Source organism: Dryocola clanedunensis (assembly GCF_038405435.1).
Classification (GTDB): domain Bacteria; phylum Pseudomonadota; class Gammaproteobacteria; order Enterobacterales; family Enterobacteriaceae; genus Dryocola; species Dryocola clanedunensis_A.
The window spans coordinates 439577-463140 of the sequence record NZ_JBBYHZ010000004.1 but is presented as its reverse complement, the minus strand read 5'-3'; the positions used below and the strand labels follow the sequence as shown (position 1 = coordinate 463140).

Here is a 23564-nt window from a genome sequence, read left to right as displayed (position 1 = left end):
TGAAGAGCTCAATTAAAAAGGTAAGACAATGGCTATCCCTGAGAAGTATGAAGATGTAGAGCGCTGGGCATTCGGTGACACCGAGCGTCAGGCGGATGAGCTGGCTAAGCTGGTGCTCGACGGCGTGAAAACAGCGACCTGCTCCAACCTGGATGGCGAAGGTATTCCCAAACCAGGCGATGTCTTTGTGGTGGTGGATGGCAAAAACGAGCCGGTTTGTGCGATAGAACTGACTACGGTAGATATGAAGCCTTTCGATCAGGTGGACGAAGCTCACGCCCTGGCGGAAGGTGAGGGGGATAAAACCCTGGCTTACTGGCGTAACGAGCACAAACGCTTCTTTGAAGAGTACGAACTGTTCTCCCCGGATATGACGCTGGTGCTGATGGACTTTAAGGTTATCGAAAAGTTCTGACCGTGATTCCTCATCCGGCGGCAGCTGCGATGGGGAAAATCCAGTTTTCTGCCGTTGCGGGTTAGGGCTTTTGCGGCTACCTTATCGGCATCCCAACCTTTTGATTTTCCGCGACCAGGCTCAAATTGAAATATCTCGTCTCTTTTCGCAGTACGCTTAAGATCTCCCGCTATCTTTTCAGGGCGCTGGCACTTTTGCTGTGGCTGCTGATCGCTCTTTTTTCCGTCTTCTATATCGTTAACGCGCTGCATGAAAAAGAGTCAGATATTCGTCAGGAGCTGAACACCAGCTTCGATCAGGCCCAGCGCTACATCCAGCGCACCTCGGACGTCATGAAAGAGCTGAAGTACATCGCGGAAAACCGCCTTACGGCGACCAACGGCGTGCTGCCGACTATCGAGCGGGACGAAGGCAAAATCGAAGCCCCTGATTTTATGCCGCTATTTCCCGATTCCGACTGCTCGGCGGTGAGCACATCCTGGCGCAGCTCCCTGCAGTCGCTCTCCTGGTTTTTGCGCTACTGGCGCGATAACTTCTCTGCCGCCTACGACCTGAATCGCGTTTTTCTGATCGGCGGTGAGAACCTTTGTATGGCGGACTTTGGCCTCAGGAACATGCCTCTTGAGCGCGAAAAGGCGCTGAAAACGCTGCACGAACGGATCATGAAATATCGCAGCGCGCCGCAGGACGAGCGCGGCAACAGCATCTACTGGATTGGCCAGGGGCCGCGTCCGGGCATCGGCTACTTCTATACTCTGACGCCTGTTTACCTGGCAAACCGCCTGCAGGCGCTGCTCGGCATCGAACAGACCGTGCGCATGGAAAACTTCCTGACGCCGGGCACGCTGCCGGTGGGCGTCACCATTCTTGATGAGAATAACCATCCGCTGATCTCCCTGACCGGCCCGGAGACCAGCATTGAGCCCCAGGCACCCTGGATGCAGGAACGCAACTGGTTCGGCTATTCCTCTGGCTTTAAACAGCTGGTGCTGAAGAAGAGCCTGCCGCCGTCCTCCCTTAGCGTTATCTATTCCGTGCCGGTTGATATCGTGCTTGAACGCATCCGCATGCTGATACTTAATGCGGTGCTGCTGAACGTGCTGGTGGGTGGCGTGCTGTTTACGCTTGCGCGCATGTATGAGCGAAGGATATTTATCCCGGCGGAAAACGACGCCCAGCGTCTGGAAGAGCACGAGCAGTTTAACCGCAAAATTGTCGCCTCGGCGCCGGTAGGTATCTGTATCCTGCGCACCCAGGACGGCACGAATATTCTGAGTAACGAGCTAGCCCACAACTATCTGAATATGCTGACCCATGAAGACCGGCAGCGGCTCACCAAAATCATCTGTGGCCAGCAGGTTAATTTTGTCGACGTGCTGACCAGCAATCACACTAACCTGCAAATCAGCTTCGTGCATTCGCGCTATCGCAATGAAAACGTGGCGATTTGCGTGCTGGTAGACGTCAGCGCGCGCGTAAAAATGGAAGAGTCATTGCAGGAGATGGCGCAGGCCTCCGAGCAGGCGAGCCAGTCCAAATCCATGTTCCTTGCCACCGTCAGCCATGAGCTGCGCACGCCGCTGTACGGCATCATCGGTAACCTGGATCTGCTGCAGACTAAAGCGCTGCCGAAAGGGGTGGATCGCCTGGTGACGGCGATGAACAACTCCTCCAGCCTGCTGCTGAAAATCATCAGCGACATTCTGGACTTCTCGAAAATTGAATCCGAACAGCTGAAGATTGAGCCGCGCGAGTTCTCACCGCGTGAGGTGATGAGCCACATCACCGCTAACTACCTGCCGCTGGTGGTGCGTAAGCAGCTGGGCCTTTACTGTTTCATCGAGCCGGACGTGCCGCTGACGCTGCAGGGCGATCCGATGCGTCTGCAGCAGGTGATTTCCAACCTGCTGAGCAACGCCATTAAGTTCACGGATGTGGGCTGCATTATTCTGCACGTGTCGGTCACCGGAGATTACCTGAGCTTCCGGGTGCGGGATACCGGCGTTGGCATACCGGGCAAAGAGGTGACGCGCCTGTTCGACCCGTTCTTCCAGGTGGGCACCGGGGTGCAGCGTAACTTCCAGGGAACCGGGCTGGGCCTGGCCATCTGCGAAAAACTTATCAGCATGATGGACGGCGATATCTCCGTAGATACCGAAGCGGGGATGGGCAGCCAGTTCACAATCCGTATACCGCTCTATTCAGCCGTGGCCGCGCCGCACGCGCAGGTTGACGGGCTGGCTAAGAAGCGCTGCTGGCTGGCGGTCAGAAATGCCTCTTTAAGCGGCTATCTGGAATCGCTGCTGTCCATGAACAACATTCAAACCAGCCTATACAGCGGGGAGACGCCCGGCAGCGACGACGTGCTGATCACCGACGACGCGCTGGAAACGCCATGGCCGGGGCGTGCGGCGATTATCTTCTGCCGTCGCCATATCGGCATTCCTCAGGAGCAGTCGCCGGGCTGCTGGGTACACAGCGTGGCGGCTCCCCACGATCTGCTGACGCTGCTGGGCCGCATCTACAGTATTGATGTTGACGTGCCGGGCAGCACCTCCGCGCTGCCGTCTCCGGCGCAGATCAACGAGCAGAACGACGACATGATGATCCTCGTGGTTGACGATCATCCGATAAACCGCCGCCTGCTTGCGGATCAGCTGGGATCGCTGGGCTACCAGTGTAAGACGGCCAATGACGGGGTGGATGCGCTCAACGTGCTGAGCAAAAACCATATTGATATCGTGCTGAGCGATGTGAACATGCCGAACATGGACGGATATCGCCTGACGCAGCGTATTCGTCAGCTGGGGCTGACGCTGCCGGTGATCGGCGTGACGGCGAACGCCCTTGCCGAAGAAAAACAGCGCTGTATTGAATCGGGCATGGACAGCTGCCTGTCGAAGCCGGTGACGCTGGACGTGATTAAGCAGACGCTGGCGGTCTATGCGGCGCGGGTAAGAAGCGGAAAGGGATAAGCGCGGGATGTAAAGCCAAAGGCTTCCCCTCCCGCAGGAGTTGTCTCTTAGTCACAACTCACTCTGGCAATCAGTCAGAGTGAACTCTGATATCTCCGTTGCCATTCCGTTCACCTTAACGTCTGATTATCTCTGTAGCCGCTGTTAACGGTGAACGTGTCATGGGGATTACGCCATCCCCCTGACGACCCCGGCGCCCGGCAAATAAATCGCCGCTGAAGCGGTAAACTCCGGTTTTTACCCAACATGCAGGGTCGTTCGCGATTCGTTCCCGACGATCGCTCTCTCACGTGGTTCCCGACCACGTGACCCTGCCTGAAGGGCAAAAACCGGAGCGATTTAAGCCGGGAACAGGGTGTCGCTTTAAGCCAGAGATAACATCAGATACTTCATCGCTTTGAAACCTACAGCGACACCGGAGATGGGCCATTCATGGAAGTTGACGCGAGGATGTTGGGTCGGGCTTAAATCGCCGTCATATAAGAAACAGCCCCCGGGAGAGGGGGCTTAGCAGAATTTACTCTTTGTCAGCCGGAGACAGGCTTACCGAGGAGAGGTAGTTCAGCAGAGCGATGTCGTTCTCAACGCCCAGTTTCATCATCGCTGATTTCTTCTGGCTGCTGATGGTTTTGATGCTGCGGTTCAGCTTACGGGCAATCTCTGTGACCAGGAAACCTTCCGCGAACAGGCGCAGCACTTCGCTCTCTTTCGGCGACAAACGCTTGTCACCGTAGCCGCCAGCGCTGATTTTCTCCAGCAGGCGGGAGACGCTCTCAGGCGTAAATTTCTTGCCTTTCTGCAGGGCGGCCAGCGCCTTTGGCAGATCGGTAGGCGCGCCCTGTTTCAGCACAATTCCTTCGATATCCAGATCCAGCACGGCGCTCAAAATCGCCGGGTTGTTGTTCATCGTCAGCACGATGATGGAAATAGACGGGAAGTGACGCTTGATGTATTTAATCAGCGTGATGCCATCGCCGTATTTGTCTCCAGGCATGGAGAGATCGGTAATGAGCACGTGCGCGTCTAATTTTGGTAAGTTATTGATAAGTGCTGTGGAATCTTCAAACTCACCGACAACATTCACCCACTCGATCTGCTCGAGTGATTTACGAATGCCGAACAGGACAATCGGATGGTCGTCGGCAATAATTACGTTCATACTGTTCATGTAATAGGCTACCTTGCTACAGCAAACTTTTGACGTAAGCGTCAATGTCGCTGATATATTTTTGTATGTTGGCAACATCACTCTCGCGAATGTGATGCTCTAACGTTTCACATAACTGCTTGCCCGGCACCAGATTTAGCATGGCAAACACGCCTTTCAGGCGGTGCGCCGTTTGCGCCAGCGCAGCAAAATCGCTGGCTGCTGATTCAGTATATAATCTACTGACGTCTTCCGGTACCGTGTCGACAAACAGCGAGTAATAGCCGCTGGCATGGAGTTGCGCGGTTTCGTCACCGCCTGACGGCGACTCGGGCAACTCTTCACGCGTCAGCTGCTCTTCTATCAGCCCTAGCACCGCATCCTGCAAAGCCGCGCTGATATTAAAGTTAACCCGGAACTGGCCTGGGCCTAATTTCCGCATTCCGTTTTCATCATCGCTTAAAAGCAAGCCTGAAGATGTAAGATTAGACGGATTATCAGTGATGAAGATATCAAATTCTTGACTGGCTAATCTTTCGTCGGGCGTGATGCAATCCGCCCCCCAGTTTTCCAGCTGGCGGGTAACGATGTTACGCACTTCGTTGGACGTAATATCCAGCATTGCCACCACTTCATCCAGCAGTTTCTCATCCTGTTCGTCCGGCTGCGGCTCTGCGGTCATTAAAACATGCAGATTGTAACGCGTGCCGATATCCTGACGAGACTTGATGGAGAGGTGTCCACCAAGCTTACGAGAAAGCTGATCGCACAGATAGAACGTCAGGCCGTGGGCTTTGCCGTAGCGGTCTTCGCTCGTTTCGTTGAGGAACGGGAAGTGAAGGTTGTCGATTTCATCGTTTCCGATGCCTTCTCCCGTGTCCAGCACGCGGAACAACAGGCGCTCCGGCGCGGATTCCTCCTCACATATCTCAAGCGTAATTTTGCCGATCTGCGTGGTGGTCACGGAGTAGTGCAGCAGCAGCTGTAATATTTTGCGCAGCGCCTCACGGTCACCATGACGCACCTCATCAGCCGGCAGCTGGTTGTTAATCAGCAGCTGCAGGCCCTTACGCTTAATGATCGGCAGCATCTCCAGCGCGACTTCATCTACCAGCGGCTGAATCGCGAACTCCGTGGCGTTGATTTTCCAGCTATCGGTTTCAAGCTGGTTCAGAAGCTGAATCTCATCTACCAGACGAATAATTGTTTGTGCTTCATTCGCAAGATGGATGTGTTCCGGAGTATTGATTTTTGCCGCACCCTCTGCAAGGTTTTTTACCGGTAACTGTAAGGCTTCCCCGATGTGCTGCATAAAGGCCACGCGGCCCTGCTGGTTCTTCTCATACAGGCGCTGGGCCTGCTTGAGCTTCTTATTAACGAGGATTTCCCGGTCCTGATCGCGGATAACAAATATCTGCGTGCGGGGCGCAATCTGGCTGCGGAACTGGCGAATCTCATAGAGTTCGTTGTTGATGGTGGCCTGAATCACGCCCTGATGCTGGTCCGCCATGGCGATGATATTTTGCAGATTGAGATGCGGCAGCAGCTGGTCGGCGATTTTATTGCTGATCACCGTTCGGTTGGCATCAAGGTCATGCACCAGCAGGCCCAGCGGCAGCAGGGCGACAATCTCTTCATTTAATGCGCGCAGGGTCTGCAGTTCATTACTGGCGCCCGCCGTCGCTTCGGCGGCGCGCGGTGCCTGCTGGCGGAAGGTGGCAAAGCCAAACAGTGCCAGCGCCAGCAGCCCTATATTAAGCAGAAGCGGCAGCAATATGTTTTGCAGGGTATCCATCAGCAGCGTGCCGAACGGCACCTGCCAGACCAGACGTAAATGCGTGCTGGCAAGCGGGGAGGCTATTTCTATACGAGCGCTATTGAAGTTGATGGTGACGCTGTCCGGGCCTTCTTTATCATTTGCCAGAGGCGATGAAAGCGTTTCATCGGGTTCCAGCTGGAAGCTGTCGAGAGACATCGAAGGAGGAATAAGATCGTTGATCGGCAGATCAAAGGCGACAACCGTGGCCAGATGCCCCGGCTGGTTAAAGGTAGTGCGCAGGGTGAAGTAGTGGCCATTCTGCCAGGCCAGCCGGCGCAGGCGGGAGAAGCTTTCGCGTTCATCCAGCGCATTGGCCTGCTGCAGCATCTCTGCCCGGCGGGAATCGACGATGGTGCCGACGCCGGTTTCTTTGAAGCCTGATGAGAGATCTTTCAGCGGCAGGGTCGAGACCAGAATCATGCTGTTATCCTGGCCATTCAGGTAGTACATCGACCAGGGGCTGCTTTCTGCGCCCCAGAGCGTATCAAGATAGCTGGAGATTCGCTGCGTCATCTCCAGCGTGGAGCTGTCGTGGGAGCCAAAAATCAGCGCTTCGGTTTTACGGCGCGGTTTTTCCAGGTAGTAAACGTCCTGGCGCAGGCGCGTTTCCTGCAACCCGTCACCCGTCGAGGAGGCCGGGGTGGCCGCAATATTGTCGTAAATTTGCCATGTGGCATAGCGATAGGTATCGACACGCTTGTGCAGCGCATGGGTGATGTCGACTATCTGGTAACTTTTATCTTTCAGCCAGGCGTTAACGGCGCTCTGTACCATCACCCCCATAGCAACCAGCAGCACTACGATCAGCAACAGAAAGAAGCGCGTGATATTGCCGGGGATTAGGGAAAATTTATTCGGGATCATGCCGTCTGACTGACTCATTATTAGCGCGTAACCTGGCGAAAACTCGCCACTCAAGAGAACTTACCATGGCACCTGCCTGTAGCAGGCGCTGCAACCGTGAGCGATGCATCAAACGCACCCGTCCGTAGAATACCTTCAACGGGCGCTGGCGTCATCGTCTGTGTGTTAAACACATGGAGTATAAGGGCAAAACTGTACTTTGCCAGGTTATTGATAATTCGTCGAAATCGCCACCGTGGCGAGAGGTTCTGCAGGGCGTTCTGATGCTCTGTTTCTGTACTGATTGTTCAGCGCCTGTACAACTATTTTTCCTGAACAGATTGTTTTCCATGAATAAACACCATTAAGAATTATCCCAATCGTCAAAGGTGGGGTTTTATATCGTCAGGTGATTACTTAATAGTCGTTACTTTTTTGTCGCGTAGCACAAAACTATTAAAGTTACGTAAAGAAGGGTAAAAAAAACCGGATGCAAGCATCCGGTATTAATAGGGGTAAACAGACATTCAGAACTGAATGACGGTAATAAATAAAGTTAATGATGATAGCGGGAAGTATTTTAGCGATAACTTGTGGGAATATTTTGTCATTCAGTGCTACTTGCTTTGAACTTCTGTAATTAACTGATTTGAATGTATGTTTGTGATTTTTTGATTATTAGTGCTTATATTTTTAGCTATTCGTGCTAAAAAAAGTTCCCCAAAATACACATTCTGAAACATCTATATCGACATCTGAAACATCTATATAGTTTTAGTATCATATTCTCGTTGGATTATTCTGGATTTGTTTCGGACAATGAGTTGCCGACTGATTAGAGGGTAATCAGTAAGCAGTGGCATATAAAAAGGCATATAACAGAGGGTTAATAACATGAAAGTTAAAGTACTGTCCCTCCTGGTTCCAGCTCTGCTGGTAGCAGGCACCGCTCATGCGGCCGAAATTTATAACAAAGACGGCAACAAATTAGATCTGTACGGTAAAGTTGATGGCCTGCACTACTTCTCTGATGACGACGGCGCAGACGGCGACCAGACCTATATGCGTCTGGGCTTCAAAGGCGAAACTCAGGTAAACGACCAGCTGACCGGTTACGGCCAGTGGGAATACCAGATTCAGGGCAACAGCGCTGAAAGCGAAAACAACTCCTGGACTCGTCTGGCGTTTGCTGGTCTGCGCTTTGCTGACTACGGCTCTTTCGACTACGGTCGTAACTACGGCGTTGTATACGACGTAACTTCCTGGACCGACGTTCTGCCAGAGTTTGGCGGCGACACCTACGGTTCCGACAACTTCCTGCAATCCCGTGCTAACGGCGTTGCTACTTACCGTAACACCGACTTCTTCGGTCTGGTTGACGGCCTGAACTTTGCTCTGCAGTACCAGGGTAAAAACGGCAGCCCATCTGGCGAAGGCTCAACCAACAACGGTCGTGGCGCACAGCGTCAGAACGGTGACGGCTTCGGCGGCTCCCTGACTTACGATCTGGGCGAAGGCTTCAGCGTAGGTTCTGCAATTGCCAGCTCCAAGCGTACTACTGACCAGAACGAAATGCTGGTTGGCGAAGGTGACCGTGCTGAAACTTACACCGGCGGCCTGAAATATGACGCGAACAACGTTTACCTGGCAACTCAGTACACCCAGACCTACAACGCAACTCGCGCAGGCGACCTGGGCTTTGCTAACAAAGCACAGAACTTCGAAGTTGTTGCTCAGTACCAGTTCGACTTCGGTCTGCGTCCTTCCGTGGCTTACCTGCAGTCCAAAGGTAAAGACATCGAAGGTTACGGCGATCAGGACCTGCTGAAATATGTTGATGTTGGCGCGACTTACTACTTCAACAAAAACATGTCCACCTACGTTGATTACAAAATCAACCTGCTGGACGAAAACGACTTCACCCGCGCTTCTGGCGTAGGTACCGACGATATCGTTGCGCTGGGCCTGGTTTACCAGTTCTAAGTCCGACATTCGTTATAAAAGGCGCCTCAGGGCGCCTTTTTTCTTTCTTTAAGCTCAACAAAACCCCCGCTTTGCCTCATCGCTTTCCCCTTTTGATATACTCTTGCGCCTCAGAACTGGAGAAAGACACCAATGGAACGACAACTGCTTCGCCGTGGCCTGTTCGCCGTGGCACTTCTTGTACTCGCCGGGTGCGATAATCAGCCAGCTAAAGAAAGCACGGGCATGGTGCTGGAAGGTAAAACTATGGGCACCTTCTGGCGCGCCAGCCTGGCCGGCGTCGATAAAGCTCGCCAGAGCGAGCTACGGGCGAAAATTCAGGCTCAGCTGGACGCCGACGACCGCCTGCTGTCGACTTATAAATCAGATTCCGCGCTGTCGCGCTTTAACCAGTCCCGCAGCACCGAACCTTACCGGGTCAGCGAAGGGATGAGCGACATCGTGACGCTCTCGCTGCGAATTGGCGCGAAAACCGATGGCGCAATGGATATTACGGTTGGCCCGCTGGTTAACCTGTGGGGGTTCGGCCCGGATAAGCAGCCGGTGAAGACGCCGGACCAGGCGCAGATTGACGCGGCGAGGGCACTGACCGGCCTGCAGCACCTGAAAGTGATTAATCAGGCAGGCGAGCAGTGGCTGCAAAAAGATCTGCCGGGCCTGTATGTCGATCTCTCGACCGTAGGGGAGGGGTACGCTGCAGACCACCTGGCGCGCCTGATGGAGCAAAACGGCATTGGGCGCTATCTGGTCTCCGTCGGTGGGGCGGTGGTGACGCGTGGCACTAACCCGGACGGCAAGGCCTGGCGCGTGGCGATTCAGAAACCGACTGACCGGGAAAACGCCGTGCAGGCGGTGGTCGACCTGAACGGTCACGGGATCAGCACCTCCGGCAGCTACCGCAATTACTACGAGCTGGATGGCAAACGCCTGTCGCACGTTATCGACCCGACGACCGGCGCGCCTATCCAGCACCGGCTGGTCTCCGCCACGGTTATCGCCACTACGGCGCTGGAAGCCGACGGCTGGGACACGGGGCTGATGGTCCTCGGCACAGAGAAAGCGAAGCAGGTTGCCCAGAAAGAGGGGCTGGCGGTCTACCTTATTACTAAAGAGGGCGACGGTTTCTCAACCTGGATGTCGCCCCAGTTTAAAACCTTCCTGCTGAGCGAGTAGAATTAGAAAGCAAGAATGTGGGTTTTCCGTCCCGGCAAGCGTGGCAAAGTCATCCTGTGACAGCAAACAGAGGAGCAGGTCATGAAAACGATGAATGACGTTACCGCTGATGAGCGGCGCTGGCAGGCCGTGGAAACCCGTGATGCTCAGGCCGACGGCGAATTTGTATTTGCCGTCAGGACGACCGGTATTTTCTGCCGTCCTTCCTGTACAGCGCGTCATCCGCTGCGCAAAAACGTGCTTTTTTTCCACAGCCCTGACGCGGCTTCAGCAGCGGGTTTTCGCCCCTGCAAGCGCTGCCAGCCGGATAAGCTCGCCCCGGAGCAGCAGCGTGCGGAACGCATCATGCAGGCCTGCCGTATTATGGAGGCCAGTCCGGAGGCATTGACGCTTGAGGCCGTGGCAGCCAGCGTGGCGATGAGCCCTTTTCATTTCCACCGCATCTTTAAAAGCATCGTCGGCGTCACCCCCTCCGCCTGGCAAAAAGCGCTGCGCGCCCGGCGGCTGCGCGAGCAGCTTACGAAAAGTGGTACCGTTACCCAGGCCGCCTATGACGCCGGTTTTCAGTCGGGCAGCAGTTTCTATCAACAGGCCGATAACACGCTGGGCATGACCGCCCGCCAGTACCGCCAGGGCGGCAAGAGCACGGCCATCCAGTTTGTTGTGGGCACCTGCAACCTGGGCGAGTTTCTGGTTGCCGAGAGCGAGCGGGGGATTTGCGCCATACTGTTAGGTAACGCGCCAGAAGAATTAATTGCCGAACTTGAGTCGCTATTTCCGCAGGCTACCGTGTCAGCGGGCGACGAGGCTTTTGCGAAGCGTGTCGCAGGCGTGGTGAGCTATCTTGACCATCCTGGCGGGGCATTCGAACTGCCGCTTGATATCCAGGGAACGGCATTCCAGCGGCAGGTCTGGCAGACGCTGCGGGCTATTCCGGCGGGCGAAACGGCCAGCTACCGGCAGATTGCCGAACGAATGGGTAATCCGCAAGCGATCAGGGCAGTGGCGGGGGCCTGTGCCGCAAACCGGCTGGCCGTCGTTATCCCATGTCATCGTGTGGTGCGGAACGATGGCGCGCTTTCCGGCTATCGCTGGGGCGTGGAGCGCAAGCAGCTGCTTCTCAATCTGGAAGCGCAGCAGAGGAAAGAATAATGTTGGATCTCTTTGCGGACGAATCTCCCTGGCAGGAGCCGCTGGCGGACGGAGCCGTGATCCTGCGGCGTTTCTCCCGCGCTCAGGCAGACGAGCTGCTTGCGCAGATTGCGCACGTCGCCCGGCACTCACCGTTTCGCCAGATGGTCACGCCGGGCGGCTACACCATGTCCGTGGCGATGACTAACTGCGGCGAGAGAGGCTGGACGACTAACCAGTACGGCTACCTTTATTCCCCGGACGACCCGCTTACCGGTCAACCCTGGCCCGCTATGCCACAGGCTTTCCGGGCGCTGTCCGACGCCGCTTCTGCCGCAGCGGGCTATCCCGGTTTCTCACCGGATGCCTGTCTTATCAACCGCTACGTGCCCGGGGCGAAGCTGTCGCTGCACCAGGATAAGGACGAGCCGAACCTGCAGCAGCCTATCGTTTCCGTTTCGCTCGGCCTGCCCGCGGTCTTTCAGTTTGGCGGGCTGAAACGTAACGATCACCTTCAAAAAGTTATGCTGGAGCACGGCGACGTTGTGGTCTGGGGCGGGGCGTCACGCCTGTTCTACCACGGTATTTTACCGCTCAAGCCGGGACAGCATGCCGCCACGGGCGAAGCCCGGTATAACCTCACCTTCCGCAGTACATCAAAAAGCGAATAAAAATAAGAATTATTCTTGCTGTGGGCGCGTTGCCGTTTAAACTGCTCGCTGTTTTTGTTTTCGGGTAGTGAGTGATGGAACTTTTACGCGTAGTTTACCGGCAGTACCGCTGGCCATTTATCATGGTGATGGTCCTTAGCCTCGCCAGCGCCGCGCTGGGTATCGGCCTGATTGCCTTTATCAACCAGCGGCTGATTGAAACCCCGGATATTTCTCTGTCGGTACTCCCCGAGTTCCTCGGTCTGCTGCTGCTTCTGATGGCGGTAACGCTTGGCTCGCAGCTGGCGCTTACCACGCTCGGCCACCATTTCGTCTATCGCCTGCGCAGCGAATTCATCAAGCGCCTGATGGATACCCACGTCGAGCGCGTTGAGCAGCTTGGCAGCGCCGCGCTGCTGGCGGGCCTGACCAGCGACGTGCGCAATATCACCATCGCCTTCGTGCGCCTGCCCGAGCTGGTGCAGGGGATCATCCTGACCTTCGGCTCCGCCGCCTATCTGGCGTGGCTCTCGCCAAAAATGCTGGCGGTGACCGCCGTCTGGGTGGCGATCACGATTTTCGGCGGCTTCGTGCTGGTGGCCCGCGTCTATAAGCATCTTGCCAGGCTGCGCGACATCGAGGATCAGCTTTATAACGATTACCAGACGGTTATCGAAGGCCGTAAAGAGCTGGCGCTGAACCGCGAGCGTGCTGAACGCCTTTATGAAGATACCTATGTTCCTCACGCCAGCGACTACCGCAGCCACATTATTCGCGCTGACACCTTCCACCTGAGCGCCGTTAACTGGTCAAATATTATGATGCTGGGCGTGATTGGCCTGGTGTTCTGGATGGCCAACAGCCTCGGCTGGTCGGATACTAACGTTGCCGCAACTTTCTCGCTGACGTTGCTTTTCCTGCGTACGCCGATGCTTTCCGCCGTTGGCGCGCTGCCGACGCTGCTAAGCGCACAGGTGGCGTTCAACAAGCTGAAAAAATTTGAGCTCGCCCCTTACGATGCGGCCTTTCCTCGCTCGAAAGAAGCGGGGCAGTGGCAGACGCTGGAGATGCGCGACGTCGTCTTTAAATATGGCGACAACGCCTTTTCCGTCGGGCCGCTGAACCTGAAGATCGAACGCGGCGAGCTTATTTTCCTGATAGGCGGCAACGGCAGCGGCAAATCGACGCTGGCGATGCTGTTGACCGGACTTTATCATCCGGTTTCCGGCGCGATTTACCTCGACGGCAGGCAGATCGACGCTGGCAGCATGGATGACTACCGCAAGCTCTTCTCCGCGGTCTTTACCGACGTCTGGCTGTTTGACCGGCTGCTGGGGCAGCAGGGCGCACAGGCTAAGCCCGAGCTGGTTGCCAGCTGGCTGGAACGCCTGAAAATGAGCGAAAAGCTGGAGCTGGACAACGGCACCATCCTCAATCTGAAGCTCTCCAAGGGGCAGAAAAAACGCGTGGCGCTGCTGCTGGCGCTGGCGGAAGAGCGGGACATCATCCTGCTCGACGAGTGGGCCGCCGATCAGGATCCTCACTTCCGCAGGGAGTTTTATCAGGAGCTGCTGCCGCTGATGCAGCAGATGGGCAAAACGATTTTCGCCATCAGCCACGACGACCACTATTTTATCCACGCTGACCGCCTGCTGGAGATGCGCAAAGGGCAGCTAAGCGAACTGACCGGGCACGAGCGTGACAGCGCTTCCCGGGATGCGGTAGCCAGAACGGGAAGTTAAGTATTAAAAAACCAGCTGTTAAAGGCTGGTTTTTTGTTTTCTGGGCGGCTTAAGGCTATAACTAACGTCGTCGTTATCAGGGAAAAACGCCAGATGTCAGCCACGCCTAAGTACAGCACCAGACAACGCGCCGAAGATCGCGCCCGAATCCTTCAGATTCTGCTTACTAATAAAGCCGTCGCCAGCGGCCTTCTCGGGCGTTTACCTTCGCCCGATGCGCAAACGCCAGAGCAGGATATTAACGAACTTGTCGAGCTGGTTACCCGGCTGCCGGCCCCTGACCTTGCGGACGTGCTTGAAGCGCTGCCCAGCGAAGAGCGTGACGCGCTGTGGAGCCTGGTCAAAGAAGACAAGCGCGGACCGGTGCTGACTGAAGCGTCAGAAACCGTCTGGGACGACCTTATCGAAGATATGAGCGATAAAGAGCTGCTGAGGGCGCTGGCCCCGCTCGATATCGACGACCAGATCTATCTTGCGCAGTATCTGCCCCGCGACCTGATGGGGCGCCTGCTGTCGACGCTGCCGCAGGATTCGCGCGCCCAGGTTCGTAAAGTCCTGCACTACGACAAGCACAGCGTCGGCGCGATCATGGACTTTGAGGTGATAACCGTCCGTGCCGACGTTACGCTGGGCGTTGTTCAGCGTTATCTCCGCCTGCGCGGCAGGGTGCCGGAAAACACCGATAAACTGTTTGTCACCAGCCGCGACAAGACGCTGCTGGGCGAACTGGGGCTGACCACCATCCTGCTTCACTCCCCTGAAACACCTGTACTGAAGGTGATGGACGATAACCCGACGTGCTTTGCCCCCGAAGATCACGACGAGACTGCGGCCCGCACCTTTGAAAGGGATAACCTGATCAGCGCCGCCGTCATCGACGCCGCGGGCAGGCTGATGGGCCGCCTCACCATCGATGAAATCATTGACGTAGTTTATGAGGAGACGGACAGCGATTTACGCCGCATGGGGGGCTTAAGCGCGGAAGAAGATGTTTTTGCACCGGTAACCAAAGCGGTTAAAGCGCGCTGGGCATGGCTGGCGATAAACCTTTGCACGGCGTTCGTTGCCTCGCGCGTCATCGGGATGTTCGAACATACCATCTCCCAGCTGGTGGCCCTCGCCTCGCTGATGCCGATTGTGGCGGGGATCGGCGGTAACACCGGCAACCAGACCATTACCATGATTGTTCGCGCGCTGGCCCTGCAGCATATTCAGGCGGGCAACTACTCGTTTTTAGTTTTTCGCGAGCTGGGCGTGGCGCTGATCAACGGGATTGTCTGGGGCGGGGTAATGGGCACCGTCACCTGGCTACTGTATGACGACCCCGCGCTGGGTGGAGTGATGACGCTGGCGATGGTTTTAAACCTGCTGGTCGCGGCATTAATGGGCGTGCTGATCCCAATGATCATGACCAGGCTGGGAAAAGATCCGGCGGTAGGCTCCAGCGTGATGATCACCGCCCTGACCGATACCGGCGGCTTCTTTATATTTCTCGGGCTGGCGACAATATTCCTGCTTTGAGGATGGCCAGATAATTAAACGCAAGGGGCTTCAGGCCCCTTTCTGTTATGGATTGTTCTGCTCGCTGTTTTGCGGTTTTATCCAGGCATCATCATATTTAATATTGCCTTTAAGATAGTTCCACTCAATTCCTCTGGATCTGAAACCGACTACTTCATGCATATTCGGTGCTGTACTGCCGGGATAATAAACGTGGCTGAAATCTAAAGAGACGATGACAACGCTATCTAACGTCACCCGATAAACTTCGGTTTCTATTCCGGCGTCTACGATCTCATAATAGTGGATTACCGCTTTCTGCAGCCTTTTCGATTCGCAAACGGCGACGGCAAGCCAGGGGCTGACTTTATCAAGCTGTTTATGAATAATAAAGGGATTGTGCTGCCGGGAGCCCGTCATGTTACCGGTGTGGCTGTCCACGCCGAGCCTAATCCCGTAGCTGCTGTTCATCACTTCGATAGCGCCCTCCCTGCCGGGGGCCGTACAGTCGCCCTTGACCAGCTCGCCCTTTCATCGTAGAGAAATAAATATGCGGGTAGTGACATTATAAACCTCCCAGATGGGTTAAACGTCCATTGTTATCTATAAAAAATTCATGCACATATTTGTTGTTATTAAGGCTATAAGTAATGGCATACGAATATCCGTAGCGCCATTTGAAATTTATACAATCATTGGGGTAAGAAAGATGTAAGTCATCTTCATATGTTATCAGGCTATTTTTTATATTTTCACTTGATTCAATGCGATAATAATCGAGCACATCTTTGCTATCTAAACTGAAGCAAAGATGTTCACCATCAATGAACGTAGCTCTTGGATGAGGGGCCGGGTTTCCGCCCGGACAGCCTGACAGCAGGAATGATAGTAAAATAATTAGTCGTTTCATCCGGGAAATCCTTTTAATACTGCCTTGTATCTGGCTATCAGAGAATATATCGACTCATGAGGATCGTAATCTCGATAATCATATAATCCCTTTCTTCCTGCAAAACCGACATTAAGCAAGAGCCAATAATCACTGACTATCGAAGCCTGCTGCTCTAATCCATAGTGAAGTAAATCAGCTTTATCCAGGCTGTAAGTGTAATCGGCGAAACGTGAGAACAGCCCTCTGGTTCTGACGAACATACCTTTGTGGGCTTGCCAGACATGCATCATCTCATGCATAAATCTGTGTTTTTTGTCGATTTTAAACTCTAAAGAAAAGTCCGGGGAGTAGGTCTCTTCTCTGAACCACATCTCGCCGTTCGGACTCATTGCAACGTCGACAGGCTGCAAATTAAAGGGTAGGTAACTTTCTCTGTGTACCCAAACCTAGCTGTATTTGATGCTGTAACCGTATAAGTTTTTTGCTAAGGCTATTTCTCCTGTCGTCAGCTGTCTTACCCCTCCAGGTTGGATCCGCGTACCTGATGTGGGTTCTATGCTTTCATCTACCGGCATTCAATTTCCTCCGCTCCATGATGGAATTGAACATTAATCGTACGGTTTAAAGTGGTGCACAGGGAAGGGGGGTGAGTCACAAATCGAGCTTGAGAGGGAAGCAGGCCGCTGAAGGTAATGGGCTGTAGAAAAGAAAAAGGGCTAATCTTTCGATTAACCCTCTGTCCTGGATAAGAAATTTGGTCGGCACGGAGAGATTTGAACTCTCGACCCTCGCCACCCCATGACGATGCGCTACCAGGCTGCGCTACGTGCCGACAACTGGGTAAAAATATTACCGCTTTTGTCGGCCATTGCAAGATGATGCCATGCTAAGTGCCTTATAAATAGACAGTCAGTTAGCGATGAAGCGCTTCTCATCTGTCAGAACCTGAAGCAGAAGCCCCAGCTGCGGCTTGGTTTCTTCTACGCGTTCGCCCTGCAAGTCATAAATGCGGTAGTTACCGTTATTATCCAGCACCAGGGTCATCTGCGGCATGGTCACTGCGAGGCTGTTGTTATCCGCGCCCACTACCCAGTTATTACGACGGGTAGCGGCAAACAGATCTTCACCCTGCGAATACTCGTTCGGCGGGGTTTTAACATGCAGCAGACGCTGCATCAGGGTCGTCATAATATCCTGATGATCGGTCAGCTTGCCGACGGTTTGTGCCGGCGTGCCCGGCCAGTGAATGACCAGCGGCACCTGAATGCGCGAACGTGACCAGGCGAAGGAGTCCCTTTCGCTGCCCAGCGGTACGCCATGACCGGCAGTGATGATCACTACGGTATTTTCGAGCTTGCCGGTGGCCTTCAGGCCGTCCAGCACCCGCTGAATCTGTGCATCTACATTATGGGCCGCGCGGGCATAGCGGCGGGTGAAGGCCTGCTGATTGCTGTCGTCGGTAATGCTGGTGCCGTTAAAGGCAATCCAGGAGAACCAGCGGTTGTCTTCGGATGCGTACTGGGTCAGCCAGTTGATCCACTGCGAGGCGGTCTCGCTGTCCGACTGGCTTTTGGCCGACGGTAAAGAGAAGTCAGAGAGCAGCGCCTGACGATACATGGACGAGTTAAACCCGTCAGAGGCAAACAGGCCGAGCTGGTAGCCCTGCTGGTTAAGCGCGGTGATCAGCGCGGCCGGAATGCGGGCGGAAAGCACGCCGTCCATATAGGCCGGTGAAATACCGTAGAACAGGCCGAAGATGCCGTTATCCGTGCCGTTACCCGCGCTCATGTGCTGGGTGAAGTTCACGTTGCTCTGGGCGAACTGGTTAAGGGAAGGGAGGTCTTTGGCGACGCGCGAGGCGTTCAGGCCATCAACGGTGATCAGCAGAACGTTATGTCCGGTGCCCATATCGCTGAACTGCAGATTGCTCAGCGGGTACTGTACCGATACCGCTTCCGGATTGCCCTGCTCAACGAGACGGCGCTGGTACTCTTTTGCATCCAGCAGGCCGTGCTTCTCGAGGAAGCGGCGGGCCGTCATCGGATAGGCCAGCGGCAGGTTTGCACGCTGCATGGTGATTGGGCGATAGAAATTCGCATCCGCCCAGATATACATAATATGGCTGCTGAAGAAGGCCACAAAGAACAGGGCGACAAGCGGTCTGGCATAGTGTCTGCGCCGTCCCAGGCTGCGCAGCTTCTGCCAGCTCCAGGTCGCAAACAGCATCTCAATCAGCAGGATCACCGGCACGCTGATAAACATCAGCTGCCAGTCGCGCGCCATTTCGCTCTGGTCGGGGTTAATCACCAGTTCCCAGACGATGGGGTTGAGATGGAGGTGGAAACGGGTGAAGACTTCGCTGTCGATAAGCAGCAGCGTCAGGCCCGCCGTGGCAAAAGCCGCCGACAGGAAGCGCATCAGCCGCTGCGACATGACGACGAAGGTCAGCGGGAAGAGTATCAGCAGATACGCCGCAAACACCACAAAGCTAAAGTGACCAATAACGCTCAGGTACGAGTAGATACGCCCGGTTAGCGTCGTTGGCCAGTCGGCGACGAACAAATAGCGGCTACCCAGCAGCGTGGCCAGCAGGATATTGAACAGGGCGAACCAGTGTCCCCAACTGACCATCTGGGAAACTTTTTCGCGGTAGCGCTGACGGTTAGTCACCATAACTCGTAGCTACAATCCCTTAATGAGCTTTGTCTTCACTCACGGAGGCTTGCAGCGCCTGCGCGAAGGACTGAGCCAGCGTGCGGCGCTGGGCCGAAGCCACACTGGTGTTGATAAGGTTGGTGACCATATTTCCCAGAACCATCAGGGAAAGATCGGTAGGCGCATGGTGTTTTTCCAGCACGCCAGCCAGCTCGGCCAACAGCTCTTCTACTTGTTCATCACTATAACGGGATATTTGTGGCATAAATTCAGAATCGGTTATGTTCAGGAAAGGGCGTTATCTTACCGTAGCAGCGCCTTTTTTTCTGCATTTTTATCTTCTGTTGCACAAGGCTGCCGGCAGTGGTTGAATACCGCCCGGTCTAAAAGGAGAGTTTAACATGAGTCTGGATATCAACCAGATTGCCCTGCATCAGCTTATCAAGCGCGGCGAAGAGACGCTTGAGGTGGTGCTGCGCGATTCCCTGCTGGCAACTAACGGTGCCGTAGAAGAGATGATGGCTGAGCTGCACCGTGTGTACAGCGCCAAAAATAAAGCTTACGGCCTGTTCAGCGAAGAGAGCGAACTGGCAGAAGCCCTGCGTTCACAGCGCAGAGGGGATGAGGATTTCCTTGCCTTCAGCCGTGCGGCGACCGGCCGTCTGCGCGATGAACTGGCGAAATATCCCTTTGCGGATGGCGGTATCGTGCTGTTTTGCCACTATCGTTACCTGGCCGTGGAATATCTTCTGGTGGCGGTGCTCAACAACCTGAGCAGCATGCGCGTCAACGAAGAGCTGGATATCAGCTCCACGCATTATCTGGATATCAACCACGCCGATATCGTGGCGCGGGTCGACCTGACCGAATGGGAAACGAATCCGGAATCTACCCGTTACCTCACGTTCCTCAGAGGACGCGTTGGCCGTAAGGTATCCGATTTCTTCATGGACTTCCTTGGCGCCAGCGAAGGGCTGAATGCCAAAGCGCAGAACAAGGGCCTGCTACAGGCGCTGGATGACTTCACCAACGAAGCGCAGCTGGATAAGAATGAGCGCCAGACGGCTCGCCAGCAGGTATACGCCTACTGCAACGAGCAGCTGCAGGCCGGTGAAGAAATCGAGCTGTCGTCCCTGGCGGATGAGCTGCCGTGGGCCGTTGATGACAAAAACTTCCAGCAGTTCACCGCGGAAAAAGGCTACGAGCTGGAAGAGAGCTTCCCGGCGGATCGCAGCACCCTGCGCCAGCTGACCAAATATGCCGGCAGCGGCGGTGGCTTAACGATTAACTTCGACGCCATGCTGCTCGGTGAGCGCATCTTCTGGGATCCGGCTACCGACACCCTGACCATCAAAGGCACCCCACCAAACCTGCGCGATCAGCTCCAGCGCCGCAGTTCAGGCAAGTAACAGCTTCGGTGGGTGACGCTAGCGCTTACCCACCCTACAAGTTAAGTAGGTGGAATACGAGTATGCGCTATCCGACACGCTCTTATCCCTGAGCCAGAAAGCAAAAAACCCGCCGAAGCGGGTTTTTTTTCGAGCCTGATTCGCGATTAAGCGCGAACGAAGTCGATGTGAGACAGTTTTGGCTTGAACGGGTGACGCTGAACAGCCTGAACCTTCACTTTTACTTCTTTACCGTTAACAACCAGAGTCAGAACTTCTTCGTAGAAACCTGGCTTAGTTTGCAGGTTCATTACGGAGTCGTGGTCCAGTTCGATAGAGATTGCAGCTTCTTTGCCACCGTAGATGATAGCTGGGAATTTGTTTGCTGCACGCAGGCGGCGGCTCGCACCCTTGCCCTGCTCTTTGCGTTCTTCAACATTGATAGTAAACATTAAATGTTTCTCTCTAAATAAGCCTGCTACAGGCGACCCAGCAACAGGTAAGTTATCTGCTTTGCGGATGCAAAAGCGGGCGGCATTATAGCCATATCTGACCGGATGGGCAATGCGTATCGCCACTAACCGCGCAATTCATTTGCCCGGCGGTAGCGCCCTTCGTAGTCGAATACCTTTTCCCGAACGTTCCAGAAGCTGCCGTTTTTACGGGCGACGACAAAATCAGGATGGCGCAGGAGCGCCTGCTGGGTGACAACGTCAGCCGCCGTTATCCAGCGCAAGGGGACGCCCGGTGCGCGGCTGTGAGGGCGGATAAACAGCTGCTCGAAGGCCATGCGCTGGGCCGGGGTGTGCAGACGGAAGCGCTCGCTTACATCCGCTCCGTCCTCGTCGTAATAGGTGATTTTCAGCCAGTCGCCTTTCGCATCGCCGCCGTGCTGCAGCGCCATACCGCTACAGCGCAGGACCAGCGCATCTTTCAGCTTCAGCGCCGCCTTCAGCATGTCGTCCGGGTCGACCAGCACATGGTCACAGGTGTGGCAGCGGCGGGCGGCAATATCGTTTTCCGCATTGCACTGCGGGCAATTTTTGAAGCGGAAGCGGTAATCGCACTGCTCGCGATGCCCTTCGTCATCTTCAAACCAGCCCTGACAGCGGCGGCCAAAATGCTCAATGAGGGTGCCGTCGACGGTGGTTTTGCCCCAGAAAGTATTGGCAAAGCCGCAGGAAGGGCAAAAAACCTGTACCGGCACGTTGTCACTTTTGCCTTTCGCGTTGCCAACTTCCGGGGTAAAGAGATCGTGCGGGTTACCGGCATAGTCCAGAATCAGGCAGTCGGTTTTGCCAGGCGACAGGCGCAGCCCGCGCCCCACGATCTGTTGGTAAAGACTTACTGATTCCGTTGGTCGCAGGATGGCAATCAAATCCACATGGGGGGCGTCAAAACCGGTGGTAAGCACCGCCACGTTGACCAGATAGCGGAACTGCTGCTGTTTGAAAGCTTCGATCAGCGTGTCGCGAACCGGGCCGGGCGTGTCTGCGGTAATCAGCGCGGCGTCGCTTGCGGGCAGCAGGGCGGTAATTTCCTTCGCGTGTTCAACGGTAGCGGCGAAAATCATTACGCCGCGCCGCTCGGCGGCAAATTCAACAATCTGGCTGATGATATGGGGCGTGATGCGCTTTTGCTGTTTTAGCTCGCGGTTAAGATCGGCTTCGCTGAATAAGCCGTTGGACCGGGCCTGCAGGCGGCTGAAATCATACTGCACAACGGGCATATCCAGCCGCTCAGGCGGCGTCAGATAACCATTTTTAATCATATAGCGCAGCGGCAGCTCGTAGATGCAGTCGCGGAACAGCGCTTTTTCATCGCCGCGCACCATGCCGTGATAATGAAAGTGATAAATCCAGCCCTTGCCAAGACGATAGGGCGTAGCGGTCAGCCCGAGCAGGCGCAGCTTAGGGTTGGCGGTGCGCAGATGAGAAAGTATTTGCTGATACTGGCTGTCGTCGGACTCGCCGATGCGGTGGCATTCGTCCACGATCAGCAGCGAAAACTCTCCGTGAAACTGGTCAAGGTTTCGCGCCACGGACTGCACGCTGCCGAAAACCACTTTGCCGTGGCTCTCTTTACGCGACAGACCGGCGGCAAAGATATCGGCCTCAAGCCCCAGCGCGCGATATTTTGCGTGGTTCTGGGCAACCAGCTCTTTAACGTGAGCAAGTACCAACACGCGTCCACGGGCAATACGCGCCAGCTCGGCGATCACCAGGCTTTTACCTGCGCCGGTTGGCAGCACGATAACGGCTGGCTCCAGGTGCTTACGAAAATGGGCGAGGGTGGCATCCACCGCTTCTTGCTGGTACGGGCGTAGAGTAAAGGACATCAGAAATCTGGCTTCATTGATTGGTTCATTGAATGCTTCAGCGGCGATTATGGCATGAAACGGGGTTTTAGCTTGAGAGAGTTTTCTATCCCGCTATACTGGCAAACTAATTAACAGGCAAACGATTTTGTCCTCAAAAACGGGCGATAAAGCCCGACCGGCGATTGAAGCCGGTACCTCCATGACACAGGCAAGACTTAATGCGACTCGATAAATTTATCTCTCAGCAGCTGGACGTAAGCCGTGCCATTGCTGGCCGTGAAATCCGTGCTCAACGCATCACTATCGACGGTGAAATTGTGCGTGACGCATCTTTCAAACTGCGCCCTGAACACCAGGTTGAGTTTGACGGCAACCCGCTGAACCAGCAAAACGGCCCTCGCTATTTTATGCTCAACAAGCCGCAGGGATATGTCTGCTCAACGGAAGACCCCGATCATCCAACCGTGCTTTATTTCCTCGATGTACCCGTCGCCTATAAGTTACACGCTGCGGGACGCCTGGATATCGACACCACCGGCCTGGTGCTGATGACCGATGACGGCCAGTGGTCGCACCGCATCACCTCGCCGCGTCACCACTGCGAGAAAACCTATCTGGTCACCCTGGAATCCCCGGTTTCCGATGACACGGCAGAACAATTTGCGCAGGGCGTTCAGCTGCATAATGAAAAAGACCTGACAAAGCCCGCTACCCTTGAAGTGATCACCCCGACCGAAGTGCGCCTGACCATCAGCGAAGGGCGCTACCACCAGGTCAAGCGTATGTTTGCGGCGGTGGGGAATCGCGTGATTGGCCTGCACCGCGAGCGTATCGGCGGCATCCGCCTGGATGACGATCTGGAGCCGGGCGAATACCGTCTGTTAACGGAAGAAGAAATTGCCAGCGTCGGCATGCCAAAAAGCTAAATTCG

Annotated in this window: 18 protein-coding genes, 1 tRNA gene and 1 pseudogene; 10 read left to right on the top strand and 10 right to left on the bottom strand. The window is 55.0% G+C overall.

Translation table 11 applies throughout. The features are described 5' to 3' along the window. Positions 1–28 precede the first annotated feature (28 nt). Complete coding sequence (locus AAE045_RS12680; RefSeq protein ID WP_202303028.1) at positions 29–415, top strand: ASCH domain-containing protein; 387 nt, start codon at positions 29–31, stop codon at positions 413–415. Between the two features lie 125 nt (positions 416–540). After that, complete coding sequence (rcsC, locus tag AAE045_RS12675; RefSeq protein ID WP_455548029.1) at positions 541–3390, top strand: two-component system sensor histidine kinase RcsC; 2850 nt, start codon at positions 541–543, stop codon at positions 3388–3390. Positions 3391–3907: 517 nt separating this feature from the next. On the opposite strand, the gene rcsB is transcribed toward rcsC, so the two are convergent. Together rcsB and rcsD are read right to left on the bottom strand one after the other, a co-directional pair. Further along, positions 3908–4558, bottom strand: a complete 651-nt coding sequence (gene rcsB / locus AAE045_RS12670; RefSeq protein ID WP_455548028.1) for a response regulator transcription factor RcsB — start codon at positions 4556–4558, stop codon at positions 3908–3910. Positions 4559–4574: 16 nt separating this feature from the next. Beyond that, entirely contained in the window at positions 4575–7220 is a 2646-nt protein-coding gene (gene rcsD / locus AAE045_RS12665; RefSeq protein ID WP_455548067.1) for a phosphotransferase RcsD, read from the bottom strand. A gap of 873 nt (positions 7221–8093) precedes the next feature. Here rcsD and AAE045_RS12660 point away from each other — a divergent pair. The 6 genes from AAE045_RS12660 to mgtE all read left to right on the top strand — a co-directional run bounded on the left by AAE045_RS12660 (position 8094) and on the right by mgtE (position 15399). Beyond that, positions 8094–9182: a porin OmpC gene (locus AAE045_RS12660; protein WP_455548027.1), complete on the top strand. Its 1089-nt coding sequence runs from the start codon at positions 8094–8096 to the stop codon at positions 9180–9182. Between the two features lie 132 nt (positions 9183–9314). Continuing rightward, on the top strand, positions 9315–10355 hold the full coding sequence (apbE, locus tag AAE045_RS12655) for an FAD:protein FMN transferase ApbE (protein ID WP_455548026.1): 1041 nt from the start codon (positions 9315–9317) through the stop codon (positions 10353–10355). Between the two features lie 90 nt (positions 10356–10445). Then, entirely contained in the window at positions 10446–11507 is a 1062-nt protein-coding gene (gene ada, locus AAE045_RS12650) for a bifunctional DNA-binding transcriptional regulator/O6-methylguanine-DNA methyltransferase Ada (protein ID WP_455548066.1), read from the top strand. Beyond that, positions 11507–12157 (top strand): DNA oxidative demethylase AlkB, encoded by a 651-nt coding sequence (gene alkB, locus AAE045_RS12645; RefSeq protein ID WP_455548025.1) that lies wholly within the window; start codon positions 11507–11509, stop codon positions 12155–12157. Before ada ends, alkB begins: the two co-directional genes overlap by 1 nt. Before the next feature lie 74 nt (positions 12158–12231). Further along, positions 12232–13878 (top strand): multidrug ABC transporter permease/ATP-binding protein, encoded by a 1647-nt coding sequence (locus AAE045_RS12640; protein WP_455548024.1) that lies wholly within the window; start codon positions 12232–12234, stop codon positions 13876–13878. A gap of 93 nt (positions 13879–13971) precedes the next feature. After that, positions 13972–15399 (top strand): magnesium transporter, encoded by a 1428-nt coding sequence (mgtE, locus tag AAE045_RS12635; protein WP_455548023.1) that lies wholly within the window; start codon positions 13972–13974, stop codon positions 15397–15399. A gap of 45 nt (positions 15400–15444) precedes the next feature. Here the strand turns inward: mgtE and tssD are convergent, their stop codons facing one another. From tssD to AAE045_RS12605, 6 genes and pseudogenes are all read right to left on the bottom strand, one after another. After that, positions 15445–15849, bottom strand: coding sequence for a type VI secretion system tube protein TssD (gene tssD / locus AAE045_RS12630; protein ID WP_455548022.1), 405 nt, complete (start codon positions 15847–15849; stop codon positions 15445–15447). Positions 15850–15943: 94 nt separating this feature from the next. Next, positions 15944–16288: a putative T6SS immunity periplasmic lipoprotein gene (locus AAE045_RS12625; protein WP_455548021.1), complete on the bottom strand. Its 345-nt coding sequence runs from the start codon at positions 16286–16288 to the stop codon at positions 15944–15946. After that, positions 16285–16845 (bottom strand): annotated as a pseudogene (locus AAE045_RS12620) (type IV secretion protein Rhs). The gene AAE045_RS12625 and the pseudogene AAE045_RS12620 overlap by 4 nt, the downstream one beginning before the upstream one ends. Positions 16846–17025: 180 nt before the next feature. Then, positions 17026–17102, bottom strand: a tRNA-Pro gene (locus tag AAE045_RS12615). A 77-nt stretch (positions 17103–17179) separates the two neighbouring features. After that, complete coding sequence (gene yejM, locus AAE045_RS12610) at positions 17180–18943, bottom strand: LPS biosynthesis-modulating metalloenzyme YejM (protein WP_455548020.1); 1764 nt, start codon at positions 18941–18943, stop codon at positions 17180–17182. Positions 18944–18962: 19 nt separating this feature from the next. Then, positions 18963–19190 (bottom strand): YejL family protein, encoded by a 228-nt coding sequence (locus AAE045_RS12605; RefSeq protein ID WP_202303004.1) that lies wholly within the window; start codon positions 19188–19190, stop codon positions 18963–18965. Between the two features lie 136 nt (positions 19191–19326). On the opposite strand from AAE045_RS12605, the gene yejK reads away from it, so the two are divergent. Beyond that, the gene (gene yejK, locus AAE045_RS12600) at positions 19327–20334 is read left to right on the top strand and encodes a nucleoid-associated protein YejK (RefSeq protein ID WP_271132512.1); all 1008 of its coding nucleotides are present in this window, start codon (positions 19327–19329) and stop codon (positions 20332–20334) included. Between the two features lie 146 nt (positions 20335–20480). Here yejK and rplY read toward each other — a convergent pair whose 3' ends face one another. After that, positions 20481–20765, bottom strand: coding sequence for a 50S ribosomal protein L25 (gene rplY, locus AAE045_RS12595; RefSeq protein ID WP_455425195.1), 285 nt, complete (start codon positions 20763–20765; stop codon positions 20481–20483). Between the two features lie 125 nt (positions 20766–20890). Beyond that, positions 20891–22651, bottom strand: a complete 1761-nt coding sequence (locus AAE045_RS12590; RefSeq protein ID WP_455548019.1) for a DEAD/DEAH box helicase — start codon at positions 22649–22651, stop codon at positions 20891–20893. A gap of 200 nt (positions 22652–22851) precedes the next feature. Between AAE045_RS12590 and rsuA the strand changes: the two genes are divergently transcribed. Beyond that, positions 22852–23559 (top strand): 16S rRNA pseudouridine(516) synthase RsuA, encoded by a 708-nt coding sequence (gene rsuA, locus AAE045_RS12585; protein WP_455548018.1) that lies wholly within the window; start codon positions 22852–22854, stop codon positions 23557–23559. Positions 23560–23564 lie beyond the last annotated feature (5 nt).

What these genes read in the sequence shown, in the direction of transcription:
- AAE045_RS12680 (WP_202303028.1), top strand. Translation starts at nt 29, where the DNA reads ATGGCTATCCCTGAGAAGTATGAAGATGTAGAGCGCTGGGCATTCGGT.
- rcsB (WP_455548028.1), bottom strand. Translation starts at nt 4,558, where the DNA reads ATGAACAGTATGAACGTAATTATTGCCGACGACCATCCGATTGTCCTG.
- rcsD (WP_455548067.1), bottom strand. Translation starts at nt 7,220, where the DNA reads ATGATCCCGAATAAATTTTCCCTAATCCCCGGCAATATCACGCGCTTC.
- AAE045_RS12660 (WP_455548027.1), top strand. Translation starts at nt 8,094, where the DNA reads ATGAAAGTTAAAGTACTGTCCCTCCTGGTTCCAGCTCTGCTGGTAGCA.
- apbE (WP_455548026.1), top strand. Translation starts at nt 9,315, where the DNA reads ATGGAACGACAACTGCTTCGCCGTGGCCTGTTCGCCGTGGCACTTCTT.
- ada (WP_455548066.1), top strand. Translation starts at nt 10,446, where the DNA reads ATGAATGACGTTACCGCTGATGAGCGGCGCTGGCAGGCCGTGGAAACC.
- alkB (WP_455548025.1), top strand. Translation starts at nt 11,507, where the DNA reads ATGTTGGATCTCTTTGCGGACGAATCTCCCTGGCAGGAGCCGCTGGCG.
- AAE045_RS12640 (WP_455548024.1), top strand. Translation starts at nt 12,232, where the DNA reads ATGGAACTTTTACGCGTAGTTTACCGGCAGTACCGCTGGCCATTTATC.
- mgtE (WP_455548023.1), top strand. Translation starts at nt 13,972, where the DNA reads ATGTCAGCCACGCCTAAGTACAGCACCAGACAACGCGCCGAAGATCGC.
- tssD (WP_455548022.1), bottom strand. Translation starts at nt 15,849, where the DNA reads ATGAACAGCAGCTACGGGATTAGGCTCGGCGTGGACAGCCACACCGGT.
- AAE045_RS12625 (WP_455548021.1), bottom strand. Translation starts at nt 16,288, where the DNA reads ATGAAACGACTAATTATTTTACTATCATTCCTGCTGTCAGGCTGTCCG.
- yejM (WP_455548020.1), bottom strand. Translation starts at nt 18,943, where the DNA reads ATGGTGACTAACCGTCAGCGCTACCGCGAAAAAGTTTCCCAGATGGTC.
- AAE045_RS12605 (WP_202303004.1), bottom strand. Translation starts at nt 19,190, where the DNA reads ATGCCACAAATATCCCGTTATAGTGATGAACAAGTAGAAGAGCTGTTG.
- yejK (WP_271132512.1), top strand. Translation starts at nt 19,327, where the DNA reads ATGAGTCTGGATATCAACCAGATTGCCCTGCATCAGCTTATCAAGCGC.
- rplY (WP_455425195.1), bottom strand. Translation starts at nt 20,765, where the DNA reads ATGTTTACTATCAATGTTGAAGAACGCAAAGAGCAGGGCAAGGGTGCG.
- AAE045_RS12590 (WP_455548019.1), bottom strand. Translation starts at nt 22,651, where the DNA reads ATGTCCTTTACTCTACGCCCGTACCAGCAAGAAGCGGTGGATGCCACC.
- rsuA (WP_455548018.1), top strand. Translation starts at nt 22,852, where the DNA reads ATGCGACTCGATAAATTTATCTCTCAGCAGCTGGACGTAAGCCGTGCC.